Annotated in this window: 15 protein-coding genes; 5 read left to right on the plus strand and 10 right to left on the minus strand. The window is 71.5% G+C overall.

The annotated features are described in order from the left end of the window. Positions 1 to 2,139 carry a 3-hydroxyacyl-CoA dehydrogenase NAD-binding domain-containing protein gene (locus tag ACWXWW_RS12875; RefSeq protein WP_455970184.1) on the plus strand — a complete coding sequence of 713 codons (2,139 nt, stop codon included), beginning with the start codon at positions 1 to 3 and terminating at the stop codon, positions 2,137 to 2,139. A 60-nt stretch (positions 2,140 to 2,199) separates the two neighbouring features. On the opposite strand, the gene dxs is transcribed toward ACWXWW_RS12875, so the two are convergent. The 5 genes from dxs to dut all read right to left on the minus strand — a co-directional run bounded on the left by dxs (position 2,200) and on the right by dut (position 9,125). Further along, a complete protein-coding gene (gene dxs, locus ACWXWW_RS12880; protein ID WP_282977933.1) occupies positions 2,200 to 4,161 on the minus strand; it encodes a 1-deoxy-D-xylulose-5-phosphate synthase in 1,962 nt (653 codons plus the stop codon). Between the two features lie 106 nt (positions 4,162 to 4,267). Further along, complete coding sequence (locus ACWXWW_RS12885; protein ID WP_455970168.1) at positions 4,268 to 7,150, minus strand: aconitate hydratase; 2,883 nt, start codon at positions 7,148 to 7,150, stop codon at positions 4,268 to 4,270. Positions 7,151 to 7,333: 183 nt separating this feature from the next. Beyond that, entirely contained in the window at positions 7,334 to 8,059 is a 726-nt protein-coding gene (locus tag ACWXWW_RS12890) for a DUF3159 domain-containing protein (RefSeq protein WP_282977937.1), read from the minus strand. Further along, positions 8,056 to 8,679, minus strand: a complete 624-nt coding sequence (locus ACWXWW_RS12895; RefSeq protein WP_271172077.1) for a DUF3710 domain-containing protein — start codon at positions 8,677 to 8,679, stop codon at positions 8,056 to 8,058. The genes ACWXWW_RS12890 and ACWXWW_RS12895 overlap by 4 nt, the downstream gene beginning before the upstream one ends. Continuing rightward, the gene (gene dut, locus ACWXWW_RS12900; RefSeq protein WP_282977938.1) at positions 8,676 to 9,125 is read right to left on the minus strand and encodes a dUTP diphosphatase; all 450 of its coding nucleotides are present in this window, start codon (positions 9,123 to 9,125) and stop codon (positions 8,676 to 8,678) included. The genes ACWXWW_RS12895 and dut overlap by 4 nt, the downstream gene beginning before the upstream one ends. A 12-nt stretch (positions 9,126 to 9,137) precedes the next feature. Here dut and ACWXWW_RS12905 point away from each other — a divergent pair, with 12 nt between their 5' ends. Beyond that, complete coding sequence (locus ACWXWW_RS12905) at positions 9,138 to 9,647, plus strand: DUF3093 family protein (protein WP_271172079.1); 510 nt, start codon at positions 9,138 to 9,140, stop codon at positions 9,645 to 9,647. Here ACWXWW_RS12905 and ACWXWW_RS12910 read toward each other — a convergent pair. After that, the gene (locus ACWXWW_RS12910) at positions 9,622 to 9,915 is read right to left on the minus strand and encodes a DUF4193 domain-containing protein (RefSeq protein ID WP_271172080.1); all 294 of its coding nucleotides are present in this window, start codon (positions 9,913 to 9,915) and stop codon (positions 9,622 to 9,624) included. The genes ACWXWW_RS12905 and ACWXWW_RS12910 overlap by 26 nt on opposite strands. 231 nt (positions 9,916 to 10,146) lie before the next feature. On the opposite strand from ACWXWW_RS12910, the gene sepH reads away from it, so the two are divergent. Beyond that, a complete protein-coding gene (gene sepH / locus ACWXWW_RS12915; protein WP_455970169.1) occupies positions 10,147 to 11,184 on the plus strand; it encodes a septation protein SepH in 1,038 nt (345 codons plus the stop codon). 3 nt (positions 11,185 to 11,187) lie between these two features. Here the strand turns inward: sepH and ACWXWW_RS12920 are convergent, their stop codons facing one another. Then, a complete protein-coding gene (locus ACWXWW_RS12920) occupies positions 11,188 to 12,312 on the minus strand; it encodes an alkaline phosphatase family protein (protein WP_455970170.1) in 1,125 nt (374 codons plus the stop codon). Between the two features lie 99 nt (positions 12,313 to 12,411). Here ACWXWW_RS12920 and ACWXWW_RS12925 point away from each other — a divergent pair, with 99 nt between their 5' ends. Beyond that, a complete protein-coding gene (locus ACWXWW_RS12925) occupies positions 12,412 to 14,859 on the plus strand; it encodes a DNA gyrase/topoisomerase IV subunit A (protein WP_455970171.1) in 2,448 nt (815 codons plus the stop codon). A 26-nt stretch (positions 14,860 to 14,885) separates the two neighbouring features. On the opposite strand, the gene ACWXWW_RS12930 is transcribed toward ACWXWW_RS12925, so the two are convergent. Next, positions 14,886 to 16,967, minus strand: coding sequence for a DNA gyrase/topoisomerase IV subunit B (locus ACWXWW_RS12930; protein WP_455970172.1), 2,082 nt, complete (start codon positions 16,965 to 16,967; stop codon positions 14,886 to 14,888). A 214-nt stretch (positions 16,968 to 17,181) separates the two neighbouring features. Between ACWXWW_RS12930 and ACWXWW_RS12935 the strand changes: the two genes are divergently transcribed. Then, positions 17,182 to 17,397: a DUF7455 domain-containing protein gene (locus tag ACWXWW_RS12935; RefSeq protein WP_271172085.1), complete on the plus strand. Its 216-nt coding sequence runs from the start codon at positions 17,182 to 17,184 to the stop codon at positions 17,395 to 17,397. Positions 17,398 to 17,457: 60 nt separating this feature from the next. Here ACWXWW_RS12935 and ACWXWW_RS12940 read toward each other — a convergent pair whose 3' ends face one another. After that, complete coding sequence (locus ACWXWW_RS12940; RefSeq protein WP_455970173.1) at positions 17,458 to 18,492, minus strand: alanine racemase; 1,035 nt, start codon at positions 18,490 to 18,492, stop codon at positions 17,458 to 17,460. Further along, entirely contained in the window at positions 18,489 to 19,172 is a 684-nt protein-coding gene (locus tag ACWXWW_RS12945) for an alanine racemase (RefSeq protein WP_455970174.1), read from the minus strand. The genes ACWXWW_RS12940 and ACWXWW_RS12945 overlap by 4 nt, the downstream gene beginning before the upstream one ends. Between the last annotated feature and the right edge of the window lie 13 nt (positions 19,173 to 19,185).

Consider the following 19,185-nt stretch of genomic DNA (forward strand, 5'->3'; position numbering starts at 1 on the left):
ATGACCGACTACTCCTCCATCGACTTCTCCGGGCTCGAGGCGCTCACGGCCGACGAGGTCGTCACGCACTCCCTCGTCAGCGACATCCGCACGCGCGGGGGTCGCACGATCGCGCTCATCACGCTCCACAACGGGCGCGACCACAAGCGGCCGAACACGATCGGCCCGCGCACGCTCGCGGAGCTCGACGGCGCGCTCGAGACGCTGCGGGCGCGCGCCGCGGCCGGCGAGATCGATGCGGTGGCGATCACGGGCAAGCCGTACATCTTCGCCGCAGGGGCCGACCTGTCGCAGATCAGCGCTCTGCGCGAGCGGAAGGACGCGCTGCTCATCGCGCAGCAGGGCCACCACGTCCTCGGCAAGCTGTCGGACCTCGGCGTGCCGTCGTTCGCGTTCGTGAACGGGCTGGCGCTCGGCGGCGGGACGGAGATCGCCCTCAACTCCACCTACCGGACCGTCGACTCGTCGGCAGCCGCGATCGCGCTGCCCGAGGTGTTCCTCGGGCTCGTCCCCGGGTGGGGCGGCGCCTATCTCCTCCCGAACCTCATCGGGATCGAGAACGCGCTCGAGGTGGTCATCTCGAACCCGCTCAAGCAGAACCGCACGCTCAAGCCGCAGCAGGCATTCGAGCTCGGCATCTTCGATGCGATCTTCCCGCCCGCGAACTACCTCGAGGACTCTCTCGCCTGGGCCGACGGCGTGCTCGCCGGGACGATCAAGGTCGAGCGCAGGAACGCTCCGGGAAAGATCGAGCGCCTGACGAAGTGGCCCGTCGCGATCAAGGTCGCGCGCGGGATGCTCGAGAGCCGCATCGGCACGGTCCCCCGCGCGCCCTACCGCGCGCTCGATCTGCTCGACAAGGCGCGCTCCGGCACCCGCGCCGAGGGATTCGCGCGCGAGGACGAGGCGCTCGCCGACCTCATCGCGGGCGATCAGTTCGCCGCGTCGATGTACGCGTTCGACCTCGTGCAGAAGCGCGCGAAGCGGCCCGTGGGCGCCCCCGACCGCTCGCTCGCCCGCAAGGTCACGAAGGTCGGCGTCATCGGCGCGGGCCTCATGGCGAGCCAGTTCGCACTCCTGTTCCTGCGCCGGCTCGAGGTGCCCGTGCTCATCACCGACGTCGATCAGACGCGTGTCGACAAGGGTCTCGCGTACATCCACGAGGAGATCGCGAAGCTCGAGCAGAAGGGGCGGCTGGACGGCGACGCCGCGAATCGCCTCCGCGCGCTCGTGCACGGCACGATCGACAAGGCCGAGTACGCGGACTGCGACTTCGTCATCGAGGCCGTGTTCGAGGAGACGAAGGTCAAGCAGGACGTCTTCGCCGAGATCGAGCGGATCGTCTCTCCCGAGGCGATCCTCGCGACGAACACGTCGTCGCTCTCGGTCGAGGAGATCGCCTCGGTGCTCGCGCACCCCGAGCGCCTCGTCGGCTTCCACTTCTTCAACCCGGTCGCGATCATGCCGCTCATCGAGGTCGTCCGCACGCCGCAGGCGAGCGAGGAGGCACTCGCGACGGCATACGCGGTCGCGAAGGACCTCCGCAAGAACGCGATCGGCTCGGCGGACGCTCCGGGCTTCATCGTCAACCGCCTGCTCGCGAAGGTCATGGGCGAGGCTGCACGCGCGATCGACGAAGGCACGCCGCTCATGACGGTCGAGCGCGCCTTCGCGCCCCTCGGCCTCCCGATGACGCCGTTCCAGCTCATCGACCTCGTCGGCTGGAAGGTCGCAGCCCACGTGCAGGACACGATGGTGTCGCACTTCCCCGACCGCTTCCACGCCTCGGCGAACCTGCACGCTCTCGCCGACCTGCCCCAGGCGGTCGAGAAGGACAGGTCCGGTCGGGTCACCGGCTGGACGAAGGACGCGCAGAAGGCGCTCTCGGTCGGCTCCTCCCCCGTCTCCGAGCAGGAGATCCTCCGTCGCGTCGAGGACGAGCTCGCCCGCGAGATCCGGATCATGCTCGACGAGGGCGTCGTCCCCGAGGTCGAGGACATCGACCTCGCGCTCATCCTGGGCGCCGGATGGCCGTTCATCGACGGCGGCGCCTCGGTCTACCTCGACCGCGTCGGCGCATCCGAGCGCGTGTCCGGCGGCACGTTCCACGATCCCGTGATCCGCGGCGTCGACGCCTGAGACGGCCAGCGAGGCGACGACAGCGGGGCGCACCGACACGGTGCGCCCCGCTGTCGCGTCTCAGGAGCTGTTCGCGATGCGGCCGATCTGTCCGGTCACGGTCGGGACGCCGCGGCCGTCCTTCTCCGGCCGCGCGACGGGCACGCGGGTGCCGAGCACCTGCGCGACGACGTCCTGGGCGATCTTCGCGGGCGTGAGGCCCGCATCCGCGAGCACCTGATCGCGCGAGGCGTGGTCGATGAAGGCGTCAGGAAGGCCCAGCTCGTCCACCGCGGTGTCGACGCCCGCCTCGCGCAGCACCTGCCGCACGCGCGTCCCGATGCCGCCCACGCGGATGCCGTCCTCGAGGGTGATGACCAGTCGGTGACGCGAGGCGAGATCGACGATCGACGCGGGAACCGGGACGACCCACCGCGGGTCGACGACGGTCGCGCCGATGCCCTGTGCCCTGAGCCGCCGTGCGACGTCGAGCGCGGTCTCGGCGAAGGTGCCGATCGCGACGATGAGGACGTCCTCCTCGTCACCGCGCGCGAGGACGTCCACGCCGTCGGCAAGGCGCTCGAGGGCGGGGATCTCCTCGCCCACCGCCCCCTTCGGGAAGCGGACCACGGTGGGCGCGTCATCGACCGCGACGGCCTCGCGCAGCTCCTCGCGCAGCCGCTCCCCATCGCGGGGCGCGGCGAGGCGGATGTGCGGGACGATGTGCAGGAGCGCGAGGTCCCACATGCCGTGGTGGCTCGGCCCGTCGGGGCCGGTGACGCCTGCGCGGTCGAGGACGAACGTCACCCCGGCGCGGTGCAGGGCGACGTCCATGAGGACCTGGTCGAACGCGCGGTTCACGAAGGTCGAGTACAGGGCGACGACGGGGTGCAGGCCGCCGTAGGCGAGCCCCGCGGCCGACGCGACCGCGTGCTGCTCGGCGATCCCGACGTCGTACACGCGATCGGGGAAGCGCTCGGCGAACGGAGCGAGTCCCGTGGGCCGCAGCATCGCGGCCGTGATCGCGATCACCTCGGGGCGCTCCTCACCCACCTGCACGAGCTCGTCGGCGAACACCTCGGTCCAGCCGCGGCCAGCGGAGGCGCCGATCGGGTCGCCCGTGGCGGGGTCGATGCGCCCGACGGCATGGAACTGGTCGGCCTCGTCGTCGAGGGCGGGCTGGTACCCGCGCCCCTTCTCGGTGATCGCGTGCACGATCACGGGTGCGCCGAACGCCTTCGCGAGCTCGAGCGTCTCGATGAGCGCAGGCAGGTCGTGGCCGTCGACCGGGCCGAGGTACTTGATGTCGAGCTGCGAGTACAGCTGGCTGTTGTTCGTGAGACGCGACAGGAAGCCGTGGGTGCCCCCGCGCACGCCGCGATACAGCGCGCGGCCGGCCGCGCCGAACTTGCCCGCGAGCCGACCGGACTTCTCGCCGAGGTCGCGGTACACCTCGCCCGTGCGCACGCGGTTCAGGTAGCGGGCCATGCCGCCGATGGTCGGCGCATACGACCGGCCGTTGTCGTTCACGACGATGACGAGGTTGCGCTCGTTGTCGTCGGTGATGTTGTTGAGCGCCTCCCAGGTCATGCCGCCCGTGAGCGCGCCGTCGCCGACGACGGCCACGACATGCCGATCGCTGCGGCCCGTGCGCTGGAACGCGCGGGAGATGCCGTCCGCCCAGCTCAGCGAGCTCGACGCGTGGGAGGACTCGACGACGTCGTGCTCGCTCTCCGAGCGCTGCGGGTAGCCCGCGAGGCCGCCTCGGGAGCGGAGGCCGGAGAAGTCCTGCCGACCGGTCAGGAGCTTGTGCACGTAGGACTGGTGCCCCGTGTCCCAGATGATCGGGTCGCTCGGGGAGTCGAAGACGCGGTGCAGCGCGATCGTCAGCTCCACGACGCCGAGGTTCGGTCCGAGGTGGCCGCCGGTGCGCGCGACGTTCTCGATGAGGAAGGCGCGCACCTCCTCCGCGAGCGTCGCGAGCTCATCGTGCGAGAGCGCGTCGAGGTCGCGGGGCCCCCGGATGCGGTCGAGCAGAGTCATGCTCCGAGCCTACGCCGGGCACCTGGGAGACGGCGCGCGACGGGCCCGGCGACGACGACGGCCCCGGGATCGCTCCCGGGGCCGTCGATGCGCGCGACGCGATGCGTCAGACGAGGCTGCGCAGCACGTACTGCAGGATGCCGCCGTTGCGGTAGTAGTCGGCCTCACCGGGGGTGTCGATGCGGACGACCGCGTCGAACTCCACGGTCTCCTTGCCGGGAGCGGAGTGCTCGCTCGGCGCGGCGGTGACCTTCACGGTCTTCGGCGTGACGCCCGCGTTGAGCTGCTCGAGACCCTCGATCGAGACGATCTCGGTGCCGTCGAGACCGAGCGACTCCCAGCTCTCGCCGGCGGGGAACTGCAGCGGGACGACGCCCATGCCGATGAGGTTCGAGCGGTGGATGCGCTCGAAGCTCTCGGTGATCACGGCCTTGACTCCGAGCAGGCGCGTGCCCTTGGCCGCCCAGTCGCGCGACGACCCCGAGCCGTACTCCTTGCCGCCGAAGATGACCAGCGGCGTGCCCTGGGCCTGGTAGTTCTGGCTCGCGTCGTAGATGAACGACTGCGGACCCTCGGGCTGCGTGAAGTCGCGCGTGTAGCCGCCCTCGATCTGCTGGCCGTCGTTGACCGCCTTCACGAGCGCGTTCTTCAGGCGGATGTTCGCGAACGTGCCTCGGATCATCACCTCATGGTTGCCGCGGCGCGAGCCGTACGAGTTGAAGTCGCGCTGCGCGACGCCGTGCTCGGTCAGGTACTGCGCGGCCGGCGTGCCGGCCTTGATGTTGCCGGCGGGGCTGATGTGGTCGGTCGTCACGGAGTCGCCGAGCGTCGCGAGCACGCGAGCGCCGGTGATGTCCTCGACCGGGGTGAGCTCCATCGTCATGCCGTCGAAGTACGGAGCCTTGCGCACGTACGTCGAGCTCTCGTCCCACTCGAACACCGGGCCGGTCGGGGTGGGCAGGTTCTTCCAGCGCTCGTCGCCATCGAACACCGTGGCGTACTGCTTGATGAACTGCTCGCGCGAGATCGACGAGTCGATGATCTCCTGCACCTCGTCGGGCGACGGCCACACGTCCTTGAGGAAGACGTCGTCGCCGTTCTCGTCCTTGCCGAGGGGGTCGGTCTCGAAGTCGAAGTTCATCGAGCCGGCCAGAGCGTAGGCCACCACGAGCGGCGGGCTCGCGAGGTAGTTCATCTTCACGTCGGGGCTGATGCGGCCCTCGAAGTTGCGGTTGCCCGAGAGGACGGCCGTCACGGCCAGGTCGTTCTCGTTGATCGCCTCGGAGACCTCCTCGATGAGCGGCCCCGAGTTGCCGATGCAGATCGTGCAGCCGTAGCCGACCGTGTAGAAGCCGAGACCCTCGAGGTCCTTGTCGAGGCCGGACTTCTCGTAGTAGTCCGTCACGACCTTCGAGCCAGGGCCCAGCGTCGTCTTCACCCACGGCTTGCGCGTGAGGCCCTTCTCGCGCGCCTTGCGGGCGAGGAGGCCTGCGGCGATCATGACCGACGGGTTCGAGGTGTTGGTGCACGACGTGATGGCGGCCAGGGTGACCGCCCCGTTGTCCAGGAGGTACGACTCGCCCTCCGGCGTGGTCACCTTCACCGGCTGCGACGCCGCGTGCCGCTCGCCGCTCGCGAGCAGGCCGGCCGCCACGTGCTCGGCGTGCGCCGCGTGCTGCTCCTCGTGCTGGTGCGACACGCCGTTCGCCGGCACGTGCTCGTGCTCCACGCCGGGGGTGGTGCCGGGGTCGGACGCCGGGAAGGTGCCCTCGACCTCGACCGTGTCCTCGGGGAGCGAGGCGTAGTTGAGGATGTCCTTCTGGAACTGCGGCTTGGCCTCCGACAGCAGGATGCGGTCCTGCGGGCGCTTCGGACCCGCGATCGAGGGCACGACGGTGCCGAGGTCCAGCTCCATGTACTCGCTGAAGACGAGCTCGCGCGACGGGTCGTGCCAGAGGTGCTGCTCCTTGGCGTACGCCTCGACCAGGGCGACCGTCTGCTCGTCGCGCCCGGTGAGGCGCAGGTAGTCGAGCGTCACGTCGTCGATCGGGAACATGGCCGCCGTCGAGCCGAACTCGGGGCTCATGTTGCCGATCGTGGCGCGGTTGGCCAGCGGCACCGAGGCGACGCCCTCGCCGTAGAACTCGACGAACTTGCCGACCACGCCGTGCTTGCGCAGCATGTCGGTGATCGTGAGCACGACGTCGGTCGCGGTCACGCCGGCGGGGATGTCGCCCGTGAGCTTGAAGCCCACGACGCGCGGGATGAGCATCGACACCGGCTGGCCGAGCATGGCCGCCTCGGCCTCGATGCCGCCGACGCCCCAGCCCAGCACGCCGAGGCCGTTGACCATGGTGGTGTGCGAGTCGGTGCCGACGCAGGTGTCGGGGTAGGCGCGCAGAACGCCGTCGACCGTGCGGTCGTAGACGACCTTCGCCAGGTGCTCGATGTTCACCTGGTGCACGATGCCGGTGCCAGGGGGAACGACCTTGAAGTCCTGGAACGCGGTCTGGCCCCAGCGGAGGAACTGGTAGCGCTCGCCGTTGCGCTCGTACTCGATCTCGACGTTGCGCTCGAGGGCGTTCTCGGTGCCGAAGAGGTCGGCGATGACCGAGTGGTCGATGACCATCTCGGCGGGCGAGAGCGGGTTGATCCTGTCGGGGTCGCCGCCGAGGGCCGTGACGGCCTCGCGCATGGTCGCGAGGTCGACGATGCAGGGCACGCCCGTGAAGTCCTGCATCACGACGCGAGCCGGCGTGAACTGGATCTCCGTGTTCGGCTCGGCATTCGGGTCCCACGAGCCCAGGGCGCTGATCTGCTCCTTGGTGATGTTCGCGCCGTCCTCGGTGCGAAGCAGGTTCTCGAGGAGGACCTTGAGGCTGAAGGGGAGCTTCTCGAAGCCGGCGACCGCGTCGAGGCGGAAGATCTCGTAGTCGGTGCTGCCGACCGTCAGGGTGCTCTTCGCACCGAAGCTGTTCACCGTGGACACGGGCTGTCTCCTCCTGGTCGACCGCGCACTTACGCCCCCATCATGCTCGCCGCTGAGCGCGTCGGCTAGGAAGGCGGACCTTACCGGCCGCGGCCGGGCGACAGGTTCCCCGAAGTGCGCAATTTATCTCGATGTCAAGATAAATCTACCACGCGCCCGCGGTCGGTCCCCGTCGCGCCGCGCTCAGCCTTCGCGTCGGCCGTACAGCGCGCGCACCGCGAGCCAGGTGACGGCGACCATGGGCGCGAACAGCGGCAGGCCCATGACGATCTTGAGAGTGCCGAGGGCCGTGACGTCGCCCGCGAAGTAGAGCGGCAGCTGCACGGCGAGCCGCGTGAAGAAGAGCGCGGCCCATGCGATGCCCAGCCAGAAGAACACCCGCCGCTTGCGCCGGTCGGCGCGCCACGCCGTCCCCTCGCCCATCAGGAAGCCGGCCGCGAGGCCGATGAGCGACCAGCCGACGAGCGCCGAGACGAGCAGCGCCGTGCCGTAGAGGCCGTTCGTCAGGAACCCCGGGACGAAGTTGTCCTCGCCGCGCCCCGTCCACAGCGCGAGCGCCGCCGCGGCGGCGGCCGCGACGAGGCCTCCGATCGCGGCGGAAGGGGGCGACTTCTGGACGAGACGCACGACCGTGAACACCGCCGCGACGCCGACCGAGACCCCGAGCGCGAGAGCGAGGGCGTCGGGCCGCAGCGTGAAGAGGACGACGAAGGCGAGGCTCGGCAGCACCGACTCGAGCACGCCGCGCCAGCCGCCCATCGCCTTCCAGACGACGTGGCCGGTGCTCCGCTCCTCAGCGGGGTCCAGCCCCATGCGGCGCGCGGCGTCGCCGAGTGCCGCTCCGAGTGCGTCGGACGCGCGCGGCGGCTCGAGAGGCGTCTCGTCCCCCCGGTCGTCCTGTCCGGTCACGCCGCGCCCGGCGTCTGCGGCATCTTGAGCGGGATGAGGTCGCGCGGCGGCATGGGAGCGCCGCCGCGCACGACGACGATCGAGCGGAAGAGGTCCTCGATCCGCTCCGCCGCCTCGGGGTCGCTCGTCGCGCGCCCGCCCACGACGCCGCGCAGGAACCAGCGCGGGCCGTCCACTCCGATGAAGCGGGCGAGGCGCTTCTCCGCGCTGCCGCCGCCCGCGACGACCGGCACCTCGGCGAGGAGCTCGGGGCCGAGGGGTCCCTCGCGCTCCTCGACCCGCCCGCCCTGCTGACGCACCTGGTCGCGGATCTGGTCTCGCGTCTCATCCCACAGTCCGCTGGACCGCGGCGCCGCGAACGGCTGGACCTGGAGCGTGGACTCGGCGTAGTCGAGCCCGACCGCGACGATGCGCTTGGACTGCTCCTCGACCTCGAGCCGGAGGTTGAGGCCCTCGCGCGGCAGGATCTTGATGCCGCCGAGATCGATGTACGGGCGGACCGGGTTGGCCTCGCTCTCGTCGAACGGCCCCTCCTCGGCGCGGTTGCGGGTCGTCGCGGGCGCGGCCTCGCCCTCGGGGACGGCGATCTCGTCGTTCTGCGGCGCGCTCTCGTCGCTCATGCCACTCCTCGTGTCTCGTAGCCGGTCGAGCCGAATCCGCCGACCCCGCGCACGGAGTCGGGGAGCTCGTCGACCGGGATGAATCGGGCGCGCGGGACGGGCATCAGGATGAGCTGAGCGATGCGGTCCCCCGCGGTGATCTGGTACGCCTCTCGGGCGTCGGTGTTCAGGAGGGCGACCTTGATCTCGCCCCGGTAGCCCGCATCGATCGTGCCCGGCGCGTTCACGATCGTGATGCCGTGCTTGGCCGCGAGCCCGCTGCGCGGGACGACGAACGCGGCGTAGCCCTCGGGCAGCGCGATGCGCACGCCGGTGCCGACGAGCGCACGCTCTCCCGGCTCGAGGAGCACCGACTCGCTCGCGACGAGGTCCGCCCCGGCGTCGCCGGGGTGCGCGTACGCGGGAGCCTCTGATGCGACAATGGGGACGTCAACGATATCGGTCACGCAACGAGGGTAATGCAGAACACAGTGTCGTCCCCGAACAGCGCGTCGGCCGCGGGCGCCGCCGCCGTCTACCGCGAGCGGCTCTCCCCGTCGCTCTGGCTGCTCGCGTCGGCCGCGATCGCCGCGCCCATGGTGTCGCTCGTCTTCGTGCGCCTCGATCCGTCGATCGCCCTCGCGCTGGGGGCGATCGTGGCCGTCGGCGTCATCGCCCTGCTCATCGCATCGTCGCCCGTCGTGGAGGTGCGCGACGGCATGCTGCGCGCAGGGCGGGCGCGCATCGAGGTGGAGCTCCTCGGCGAGCCGGCGGCGCTCACGGGCGACGAGGCGAAGGCGGCGCGGGGAGCCGGGCTCGACCCGCGCGGATGGTATCTCGTGCGAGGCGGGATCGACCCGGTCGTCGTGGTCCCGGTCATCGACCCGGACGATCCCGTCTCGTCGTGGACGATCTCCACGCGCACCCCCGACCGCCTCGCGGCGGCCGTGGTGCGCGCGCAGATCACGCAGCGCAGTCGCGGCAGATAGGCCCGTCGGCGCCGTCGTGGTCGAGCTGCGAGCGGTGCTTCACGAGGAAGCAGCTCATGCAGGTGAACTCATCCTCCTGCGGCGGGAGCACGACGACATCGAGCTCGACATTGGACAGGTCGGCGCCCGGCAGGTCGAAGCTCGACGGGTTGTCCGCGTCCTCCGAGTCGATGGATCCCGCGTTGTCGGGGCGGCGCGCCTTGAGCGCCTCGATCGACTCGTTGTTGTCGTCTTCGCTCTTGCGTGGGGCGTCGTAGTCGGTTGCCATCGGAGGGCGTCACTTCTTTCGTCATCGGGTGTTGCACATCCCCGCCATCGGGCGGGGCGGCGATAGTTTGCACGACGCCCGCGGCTTTCGCAAATGCTCAGCGCGTCGCCGTCGGGCGTCCGTCCGTGCTCGCGATGAAACTCGCGGCGCGCCCGCGGTATTCCCGCCTGCGAGCCACCGCGCGTGAAACCATGTCGGGACACCGATTGTCATCGTGTGAGGAGCAAGAGCATGGATCAGCTCACGATCGTGGGGACCGAGGACGGCAAGCTCGTCCTGGCGAACGAGTCGGGGCAGCGCTTCACGCTCCCCGTGGACGACCTGCTGCGTTCCGAGCTGCGCCGGATCGACCGCGCGGCGCATCGCGAGGAGCCCCACGCGCCGACGGCGAGCCCTCGCGACATCCAGCAGCACATCCGCGCGGGACTCACGGCAGAGCAGGTCGCGGAGCTCCTCGGCGCGCGCGTCGAGGACGTCCGCCGCTTCGAGGGCCCCGTGCTCGCCGAGCGCGAGCACATCGTGGGCCGCGCCCTCGCGGTCCCCGTGCTCATGGGGGTCGACCTCGCCGGCGACCAGAATCCGACCTTCGGCGAGGCCATCCGCTCGAAGCTCGCGGACCTCGACGCGTCGGGCGAGCGCTGGACGAGCTGGAAGGACGAGACCGGCTGGATCGTCAAGCTCGAGTTCTCGGCCGCGGAGGTCGACCACGACGCCCGGTGGAGCTTCGACCCGCGGCGCAGCGCCCTCGCGCCCCTCAACGGCGACGCCACGCAGCTGTCGCGGCAGGGCCCGCTCCCGGAGGGGCTCATCCCCCGCCTGCGCGCGCTCGAGGTCGTCGAGCCCGCGGACGAGGATCGCTTCGACTCCGGCGCCTTCGGGCCCCGCAGGCTCCCCGAGCAGGACACCGCGACCGACGGCATGACCCGGTCGATCCCGTCGGTGCGCGAGGCCGCGACGAAGCGCGCTCCCAGCGCGGAGGGGCCGAGCTCCGAGACCGCCGACCTCCTGGAGGCGCTGCGACGCCGCCGGGGCCAGCGCGAGAGCGCTCCCGTCCTCGAGATGGAGGAGACGCCGCCGGCCGAGGCCGATGGCGAGGATCACGGGCCCGCTCCGGTCGCGCTCTTCGATGCGCTCGAGCCGGGATACCGCTCGGAGTCGGAGCCGGAGCAGCCCGCACCGCAGCCCGAGCCGGAGACCCCGCGTCGTCGAGGGCGCGCGTCCATGCCCTCGTGGGACGAGATCGTCTTCGGAGCCCGCGCGGACGACTGAGCCTCAGCGCGCGTAGGAGCCGAGGCGGATCAGCGGCACGGTCACCTCCTCGGGGGTCGTCGACCCGTGCTGACCCACCATGTCCTGCGGACGCTTGTCGTCCAGGCGGTCGTCGTAGAACGCCCACGTCCCGCGCGCCGCGACGAGCACGTCGCCGATGCGCGCCTCGGCATCAGGATGGACGTCGCCGAAGAGACCGGAGGCGATCGCCTCCGCGCGCGTGGCGATGTCGGCCGTCCCCTCGGCTGCGCGGCGCCAGACGTCCGCGACCTCGTCGGCCCGCGCGTCGTCCTCGAGGTAGAGATGCAGCAGGCGCGGCTCGCCGCCGACGAGCGCCACCCCGTCGAGTCGCGGGTCTCCGTCGCGGAGGAGGATGTGCCGGTGCCGGGGCACGTCGATCATCCCGTGGTCGGCGGTCACGACGACGCCGACGCCCGCGGGGACGGGCGCGGCGAACGCGGCGTCGACGTCCTCCAGGGCGGCGACCCACGCGTCCGAGGCGACGCCGTGCCGGTGGCCGGCCTTGTCGACCTCGGGCAGGTAGCAGTAGACGACCGAGCCGGGGTGAGCGCTCGCGAGCCCGTACGCGGTCGCGAGGCGCGCCCGGACGCCGTCCTCCGCGATGTAGCGCGCGCCGCGCAGGACGGCAGCGGTGAAGCCGCTGCCCGCGAACTCCGCGAGCCCGACCGCGAACGCCGCGCGGCCGTCGGCGTGCGCGCGCTCGAAGACGGTCGTCGCGCGCTGCCACGTGACGGGGTCGAGGCCGTCGCGCTCGTAGCCGTTCAGCTGGTTGGCGAGCACCCCCTGTGCGGGGTCGAGGACGCGGTAGCCGACGAGTCCGTGCTCTCCCGGCCAGGCGCCGGTGAGCGTGCTCGTGAGCGCCGCGGCCGTCGTCGACGGGAACACGCTGCGCGCGACATCCTTCTTGGCCATGGCGCCCGCGAGACGTCGCGCGTGCCCGGCATGGGCTCGCAGCTGGATCGATCCGAGGCCGTCGACGACGACGATGACCGCGGAAGTCGCGGCGGGCAGCCACTCCCCTCCTCCGTCGAGCGAGCGCAGGGACTCCTGCGCGACCTCGGTGAGGCTCCGGGCGTTCAGGGGGCCCGCCGGTACGATGAGGGACATCCGGGCCAGTCTCCCACAGCGGAGCTGCGCGCCGTCGCCCTCCGCCCGCGGGCGCGCGCCGCACGCCCCGGGATCCGTCCCACCCGAGGAGAGGGCTGAATGGCGCGCAAGCAGGCATCCGACGCCACGCCGGTCGAGGAGCGCATCGAGGACATCGACCTCGAGTCGGAGATGCAGGGGTCGTACCTCGAGTACGCCTACTCCGTCATCTACTCGCGGGCCCTGCCGGATGCGCGCGACGGCCTCAAGCCCGTGCAGCGCCGCATCCTCTACCAGATGGCCGAGATGGGGCTGCGCCCCGACCGCGGCCATGTGAAGAGCGCGCGCGTCGTCGGCGAGGTGATGGGAAAGCTCCACCCGCACGGCGACACCGCCATCTACGACGCCCTCGTGCGCCTCGCGCAGGACTTCGCGCTGCGCGTGCCGCTCGTCGACGGGCACGGCAACTTCGGCTCGCTCGACGACGGCCCCGCGGCGGCCCGGTACACCGAGGCGCGCCTCGCGGCCGCCGCCATGGCGATGACCGAGAACCTCGACGAGGATGTCGTCGACTTCATCCCCAACTACGACGGGCAGTTCCAGCAGCCCGACGTCCTGCCGGCCGCCTACCCCAACCTCCTCGTGAACGGCACGACGGGGATCGCCGTCGGCATGGCGACGAACATGGCTCCGCACAACCTCACCGAGGTCGTCGCGGCCGCCAACTTCCTCCTCGAGAACCCCGACGCGACCCTCGACCAGCTCATGGAGTTCGTCCCGGGGCCGGACTTCCCCTCGGGCGGCATCGTCGTCGGCCTCGACGGGATCCGAGACGCGTACGAGACCGGCCGCGGCGCGATCAAGGTGCGGGGGAAGGTGTCGATCGAGCAGATCGGCCCCCGCCGCACGGGCATCGTCGTCACGGAGCTGCCCTACATGGTCGGGCCCGAGCGCGTGATCGAGAAGCTCAAGGACGCCGTCCAGTCCAAGAAGCTCCAGGGCATCAGCGATGTCACCGACCTCACCGACCGCAACAACGGGCTGCGCATCGTCATCGGGGTGAAGACGGGCTTCGACCCGCAGGCGGTGCTCGAGCGGCTCTACCGCCTCACGCCGCTCGAGGACTCCTTCAACTTCAACAACGTCGCCCTCGTCGGCGGACGGCCGCACACGCTCGGCCTCGTCGAGCTCCTGCGGGTCTACGTCGAGCACCGCCTGCAGGTGGTGACGCGCCGCAGCCGCTTCCGCCTCGCGCGGCGTCAGGAGCGCCTGCACCTCGTGCGCGGCCTGCTCGTGGCCATCCTCGACATCGACGAGGTCATCCAGGTCATCCGCACGTCCGACGACTCCGAGCAGGCCCGCACGCGCCTGTGCCAGGTGTTCGATCTCGACGACGTGCAGGCCGAGTACATCCTCGAGCTGCGCCTGCGCCGCCTCACGAAGTTCTCGCGCATCGAGCTCGAGAAGGAGCGCGACGAGCTGCTCGCCGAGATCGCGCACCTCGAGGAGCTCCTCGGCTCCGATGCGCTGCTGCGCAGGCAGGTGGCGGCGGAGCTGGACGCGGTCGTCGACAAGTACGGCACGCCGCGGCGCACGCTCCTCATGAACGCGAAGCCCGCCGCGGCGCGCACGCGGCAGACCTCGGATGTCGACCTCCAGATCGCGGATGGCCCCACGCTCGTGGCGCTGTCGACGACGGGGCGCGCGGTGCGCGTCGAGGTCCCGGAGGGCCAGCAGCTCGCGGCGCCGTCGAGGCGGAGCAAGCACGATGCGATCCTCTCGACGGTCCAGACCACCGTCCGCGGCGAGGCCGGCGCGCTCACGAGCCGCGGGCGCATCGTGCGGTTCCACCCCGTCGACCTGCCGTCGGTGCCGCCGAACGCGGTGCAGCTGGGCGTGGGCGTCAAGCTGCACGACTACATCGGGCTCGCCGACCGCAGCGAGCGGATCCTCGCGCTCGTGAAGCTCGACGACGACGCTCCGGTCGCCATCGGCACCGCGCAGGGCGTCGTGAAGCGGATCGTCCCGTCCGCGCTGCCGGCGAAGCCCGAGCTCGAGGTCATCGCGCTCAAGCCCGGGGACGAGGTCGTGGGCGCGGCGTCGGCACCCGACGACGCCGAGCTCGTCTTCATCACGACCGACGCGCAGCTGCTGCGCTTCGCCGCCTCCTCGGTGCGCCCCCAGGGGGCCGCGGCAGGCGGCATGGCCGGGATCAAGCTCAGCGCGAAGGGCGCCGTGCTCTTCTTCGGTGCCGCGACCGGCGACGACACGGTCGTCGTCACGGTGTCGGGCGCCGAGGGGATGCTCGCGGGCGCCGACACGGGGCGGGCGAAGATCTCGGACTTCTCGGAGTTCCCCGGCAAGGGCCGCGCGACGGGCGGCGTCCGCGCGCACGCCTTCCTCCGGGGCGAGGACCGGCTGACGCTCGCGTGGGTCGGCCCCGACCCCGCCCTCGCGGTGGACGCGAACGGGTCGGTGCGGAAGCTCCCGCAGACCCTCTCGAAGCGCGACGCGTCGGGGCAGCCGCTCGAATCCGTCGTCGCCTCGATCGGCCGGACGCTCGTCTAGGACCGGCGCTCGGCCGAGGGCGCGTCCTAGACGTCGATCGACTCGCGGTCCAGGCGGTCGGCGGAGTCGATGATGAACTCGCGGCGCGGGGCGACCTCGTTGCCCATGAGCATCTCGAACACGCGGCCCGCGGCCTCGGCGTCCTCCATGCGCACGCGGCGCAGGAGGCGGCCGTCGCGCTGCATCGTCGTCTCCGCGAGCTGGTCCGCGTCCATCTCGCCGAGTCCCTTGTAGCGCTGGATGGGCTCCTGCCAGCGCTTGCCCTGCTTCTGCAGTCGCGCGAGGAGGCGCGTGAGCTCGGCGTCGCTGTAGGTGTAGATCGTCTCATTGGGCTTCGAGCCGGGGTTCATGACGATCACGCGGTGCAGCGGCGGAACGGCCGCGTACACCCTGCCGTGCTCGATGAGGGGCCGGAGGTACCGGTAGAAGAGGGTCAGCAGCAGGGTGCGGATGTGCGCGCCGTCGACGTCGGCGTCGCTCATCATGATGACCTTGCCGTAGCGCGCGGCGTCGATGTCGAACGTCCGCCCGGAGCCCGCGCCCACGACCTGGATGATCGAGGCGCACTCGGCGTTCGAGAGCATGTCGCCGATCGAGGCCTTCTGCGTGTTGAGGATCTTCCCGCGGATGGGCAGAAGGGCCTGGAACTCGCTGTCGCGAGCGCGGCGGGCCGTGCCGAGCGCCGAATCGCCCTCGACGATGAACAGCTCGGAGTTCGACACGTCGCTCGAGCGGCAGTCGATGAGCTTGGCCGGGAGCGACGAGCTCTCGAGCGCGTTCTTGCGGCGCTGCGTCTCCTTGTGGGCGCGCGCCGACACACGTGCCTTCATCTCGGCGACGACCTTGTCGAGGAGCATCGACGTCTGGTTCTTGTCGTCGCGGCGCGTCGAGGTGAAGCGCTCCTTGAGGCCCTCGCGGACGACCTTCGCGACGATCGCGCGGACGGCGGGCGTCCCGAGCACCTCCTTCGTCTGGCCCTCGAACTGCGGCTCCGGCACCGACACCGTGAGGACCGCCGTGAGACCGGCCAGCACGTCGTCCTTCTCGACGCGGTCGTTCTGGCCGACCTTGAGACGCCGTGCGTTCTTCTCGACCTCCGCGCGCAGCTGCTTGAGCAGCTCCTGCTCGAAGCCCTGCTGGTGCGTGCCGCCCTTGGGCGTGGAGATGATGTTGACGAACGAGCGGATGATCGTGTCGTACCCCGTGCCCCAGCGCAGCGCGATGTCGACGCTGCACTCGCGCTGGACATCCGTGGATCGCATCGATCCGTCGGGCTGCAGCATCGGCACCGTCTCGGTGTACGTGCCGGAGCCCTGGAAGCGCCAGTCGTCGGTCACGGGCGCGTCGGTCGCGAGGAAGTGCACGAACTCGGAGATGCCGCCGTCGAAGCGGTACGACGTCTCCGTCGGCTCGTCTCCGCGCTCGTCGCGGATCACGATCTCGAGCCCCGGCACGAGGAACGCCGTCTGCCGCGCGCGCGTGACGAGCTCGTCGACCTGGAACGCCGCGTCCTTCGTGAAGATCTGCCGGTCGGCCCAGTACCGCACACGCGTGCCGGTGACGCCCTTGGCGACCTTGCCGACGACGCGCAGCTCGCTGCGCTCCTCGAAGGGCGTGAACGGCGCCTCGGGCGTCGGCTCGCCGGTGTCCGCGAAGCGCCCGGGCTCGCCGCGGTGGAACGACATCGCCCAGGTCTTGCCGTCGCGGTCGACCTCGACGTCGAGGCGCTCGGACAGGGCGTTCACGACCGACGCGCCGACGCCGTGGAGTCCGCCGGAGGCGGCGTACGAGCCGCCGCCGAACTTCCCGCCCGCGTGGAGCTTCGTGTAGACGACCTCGACGCCGGACAGGCCCGTGCGGGGCTCGACGTCGACCGGCACGCCGCGGCCGCGGTCCTGGACCTCGACGCTGCCGTCGCCGTGCAGGATGACGTCGATGCGCGTGCCGTTGCCGGCGACCGCCTCGTCCACGGCGTTGTCGATGATCTCCCACAGGCAGTGCATGAGGCCGGGCGATCCGTTCGACCCGATGTACATGCCGGGGCGCTTGCGGACGGCCTCGAGGCCTTCCAGCACCTGGAGATGATGAGCGGAGTACTCGGAGGTCACGATCTTCGATCATACTTTCGACGTGCCCGGAAGAGCCTGCGACACTCCCCCGATGCGCGCTCCCACGAGGACATCCGGCGCGCTCGCGTCCAGCCCGTACGCGCAGAGCGAAACATGCGGCCATGCGGGCATGATTCCGAGGTCCCCGTGGTTTCATACAGTGAATCGGAAGAGTCGAGACCGAGATCGACAGGTTCGAACAGGGAGGCAGACCATGACCGCGACATCCACACCCGAAGCCCCTGTCTCGTACCGTCTCACCGCGGCCGACCGCTGCGACAGCTGCGGGGCGCAGGCGTACATCGCCGCCGAGGTCAACGGCAGCCAGCTGCTCTACTGCGCCCACCACGGTCGCAAGTACGAGGAGAAGCTGCGCGCCGTGGCGACCTCGTGGCTCGACGAGACGGCCCGTCTCGCCGAGACGGACTGACACCAGGCTTCCGAGGCGCCCGTCCCCGCGAGGGGGCGGGCGCTTCGCCGTTCCCGCTCCTCAGACGTACACGCGCGGGATGAGGGGCGACACGCGCAGGAGGGGCTCCTCGCCGACCGTGCCGATCGCCTCGGCGATGGTCGTCGACGTGCTCTCGCCGCGATCGCCCGCGCCGAACAGCACGACCTCGTCGCCGACGGCCGCGCCGTCCCATCCGTCGATCGTCGACGTCGTCTCGCGCACCGCGCGCAGCCGACGCGCGCCCGCGGGCGTGCCCACCGACATCCGCCCGGCGAGCGTGGAGAACAGGCCGTCGAGCGAGCCGATGCCCACCTCGACCGTGTCGCCGTGCACGGCGGTCACCTCGCTCACGAGGGAGGCGGATGGCGCGGTGCCGGGGATCTCCGGCCCCTCGGCCGAGCGGATGCCGTAGCAGAAGGCGCCGACCCGGACGAGGTCGCACCGGAACTCCGCGCGATGCCACGCTGCCGCGCTGGCCGCGAGGTGGCGCACCTCGGGCCGCAGGCCGGCCGCTCGCGCCGCCGCGACCGCCTCGTCGAAGAGAGCGCGCGCGGCGTCGTCCTCCTCGTCGCTCGCCTCGGCGATGTGGCTCCAGATCCCGGCGACCCGCACCGCGTTCTCCGCCTCGAGCGCGGCCGCGCGGGCCGCGAACGCCGGCCACGCCTCGACGCGCACGCCGTTGCGGTGCAGGCCCGTGTCGATCTTGAGGTGGACGACCGCGGTCTCGCCGCGGGCGGCGGCCACGCGGCCGACGCGCTCGAGATAGCCCGCGTCGCCCACGCCGAGCTCGACGCCCGCCTCGAGAGCCTCCGCGATCTCGCCCTCGTCGACGGTCAGCCACGAGAACACCCGCGCGCGGTCGCCGGTCACGGCCTTGGCGCGCATGCCGGTCGCGATGTCGAATGCGCCGAGCCAGCGCACGCCCTCCGCGGCGGCCGCGTCCGCGATGGCCTCCACGCCGTGGGCGTAGGCGTCGTCCTTGACGACGACCAGGAGGTCGGCCGGCGCGACGCGGGCCCTGACGGCGCGCACGTTCTCCCGGAACCGGCCCAGATCGATCCGCAGGGCGCTCACGCGACGACCTCCCTCTCCACGCCGAGGCCGACCCGCGCCACCAGCTCGGCGGCCGTCAGACCCGTCACCGTCGTCCACTCGGCGATCTCGTCGCGCACGGCGCCCGATCCGAAGAAGACGACCTCGTCGCCCGGCTCCGCGCCATCCGCCCCGCCGACGTCCACGACGCACACGTCCATCGCGACGCGCCCGACGATCGCGCAGCGGCGTCCGCGGATGTCGACGTGCGCGCGGCTGCCGAGCGCGCGCACGACGCCCTGCGCGTACCCGCCGGGGACGAGCGCGATCTGCGTGTCGGCGGGCGCGCGGTGGACGAAGCCGTACGACACGCCCTCGCCCGCGAGGAGCGGCTTCGTCGACAGGACGCGCGATGCGAGCGACAGGACCGGCTGTCCGCCGGAGCCGGGAAGGCCCAGGACGCGGGCCATGGGCAGCGTCGGCTCGTCGGCGGTCGCGACGAGGCCGAGATCCTCGACGATCGCGACATCCGGCGCGTCCGCGCGCACCGCCCGGACACCCGCCGCGTGCAGGGCGCGCGCCACGGTCACGAGGCCGTGGCCCCACGCATCGCGCCGGACGTCGCCGATCGCGTCGGGCGGCGTGTCACGCAGGTTCGCGGCCAGGGCCGCTGCCGACACGCGCGCGCGGGGCGCGGACGTCCGAAGGCGCTGCGAAGTCACCCGATCTAGACTA

This window comes from Microbacterium sp. KNMS, from assembly GCF_053851835.1.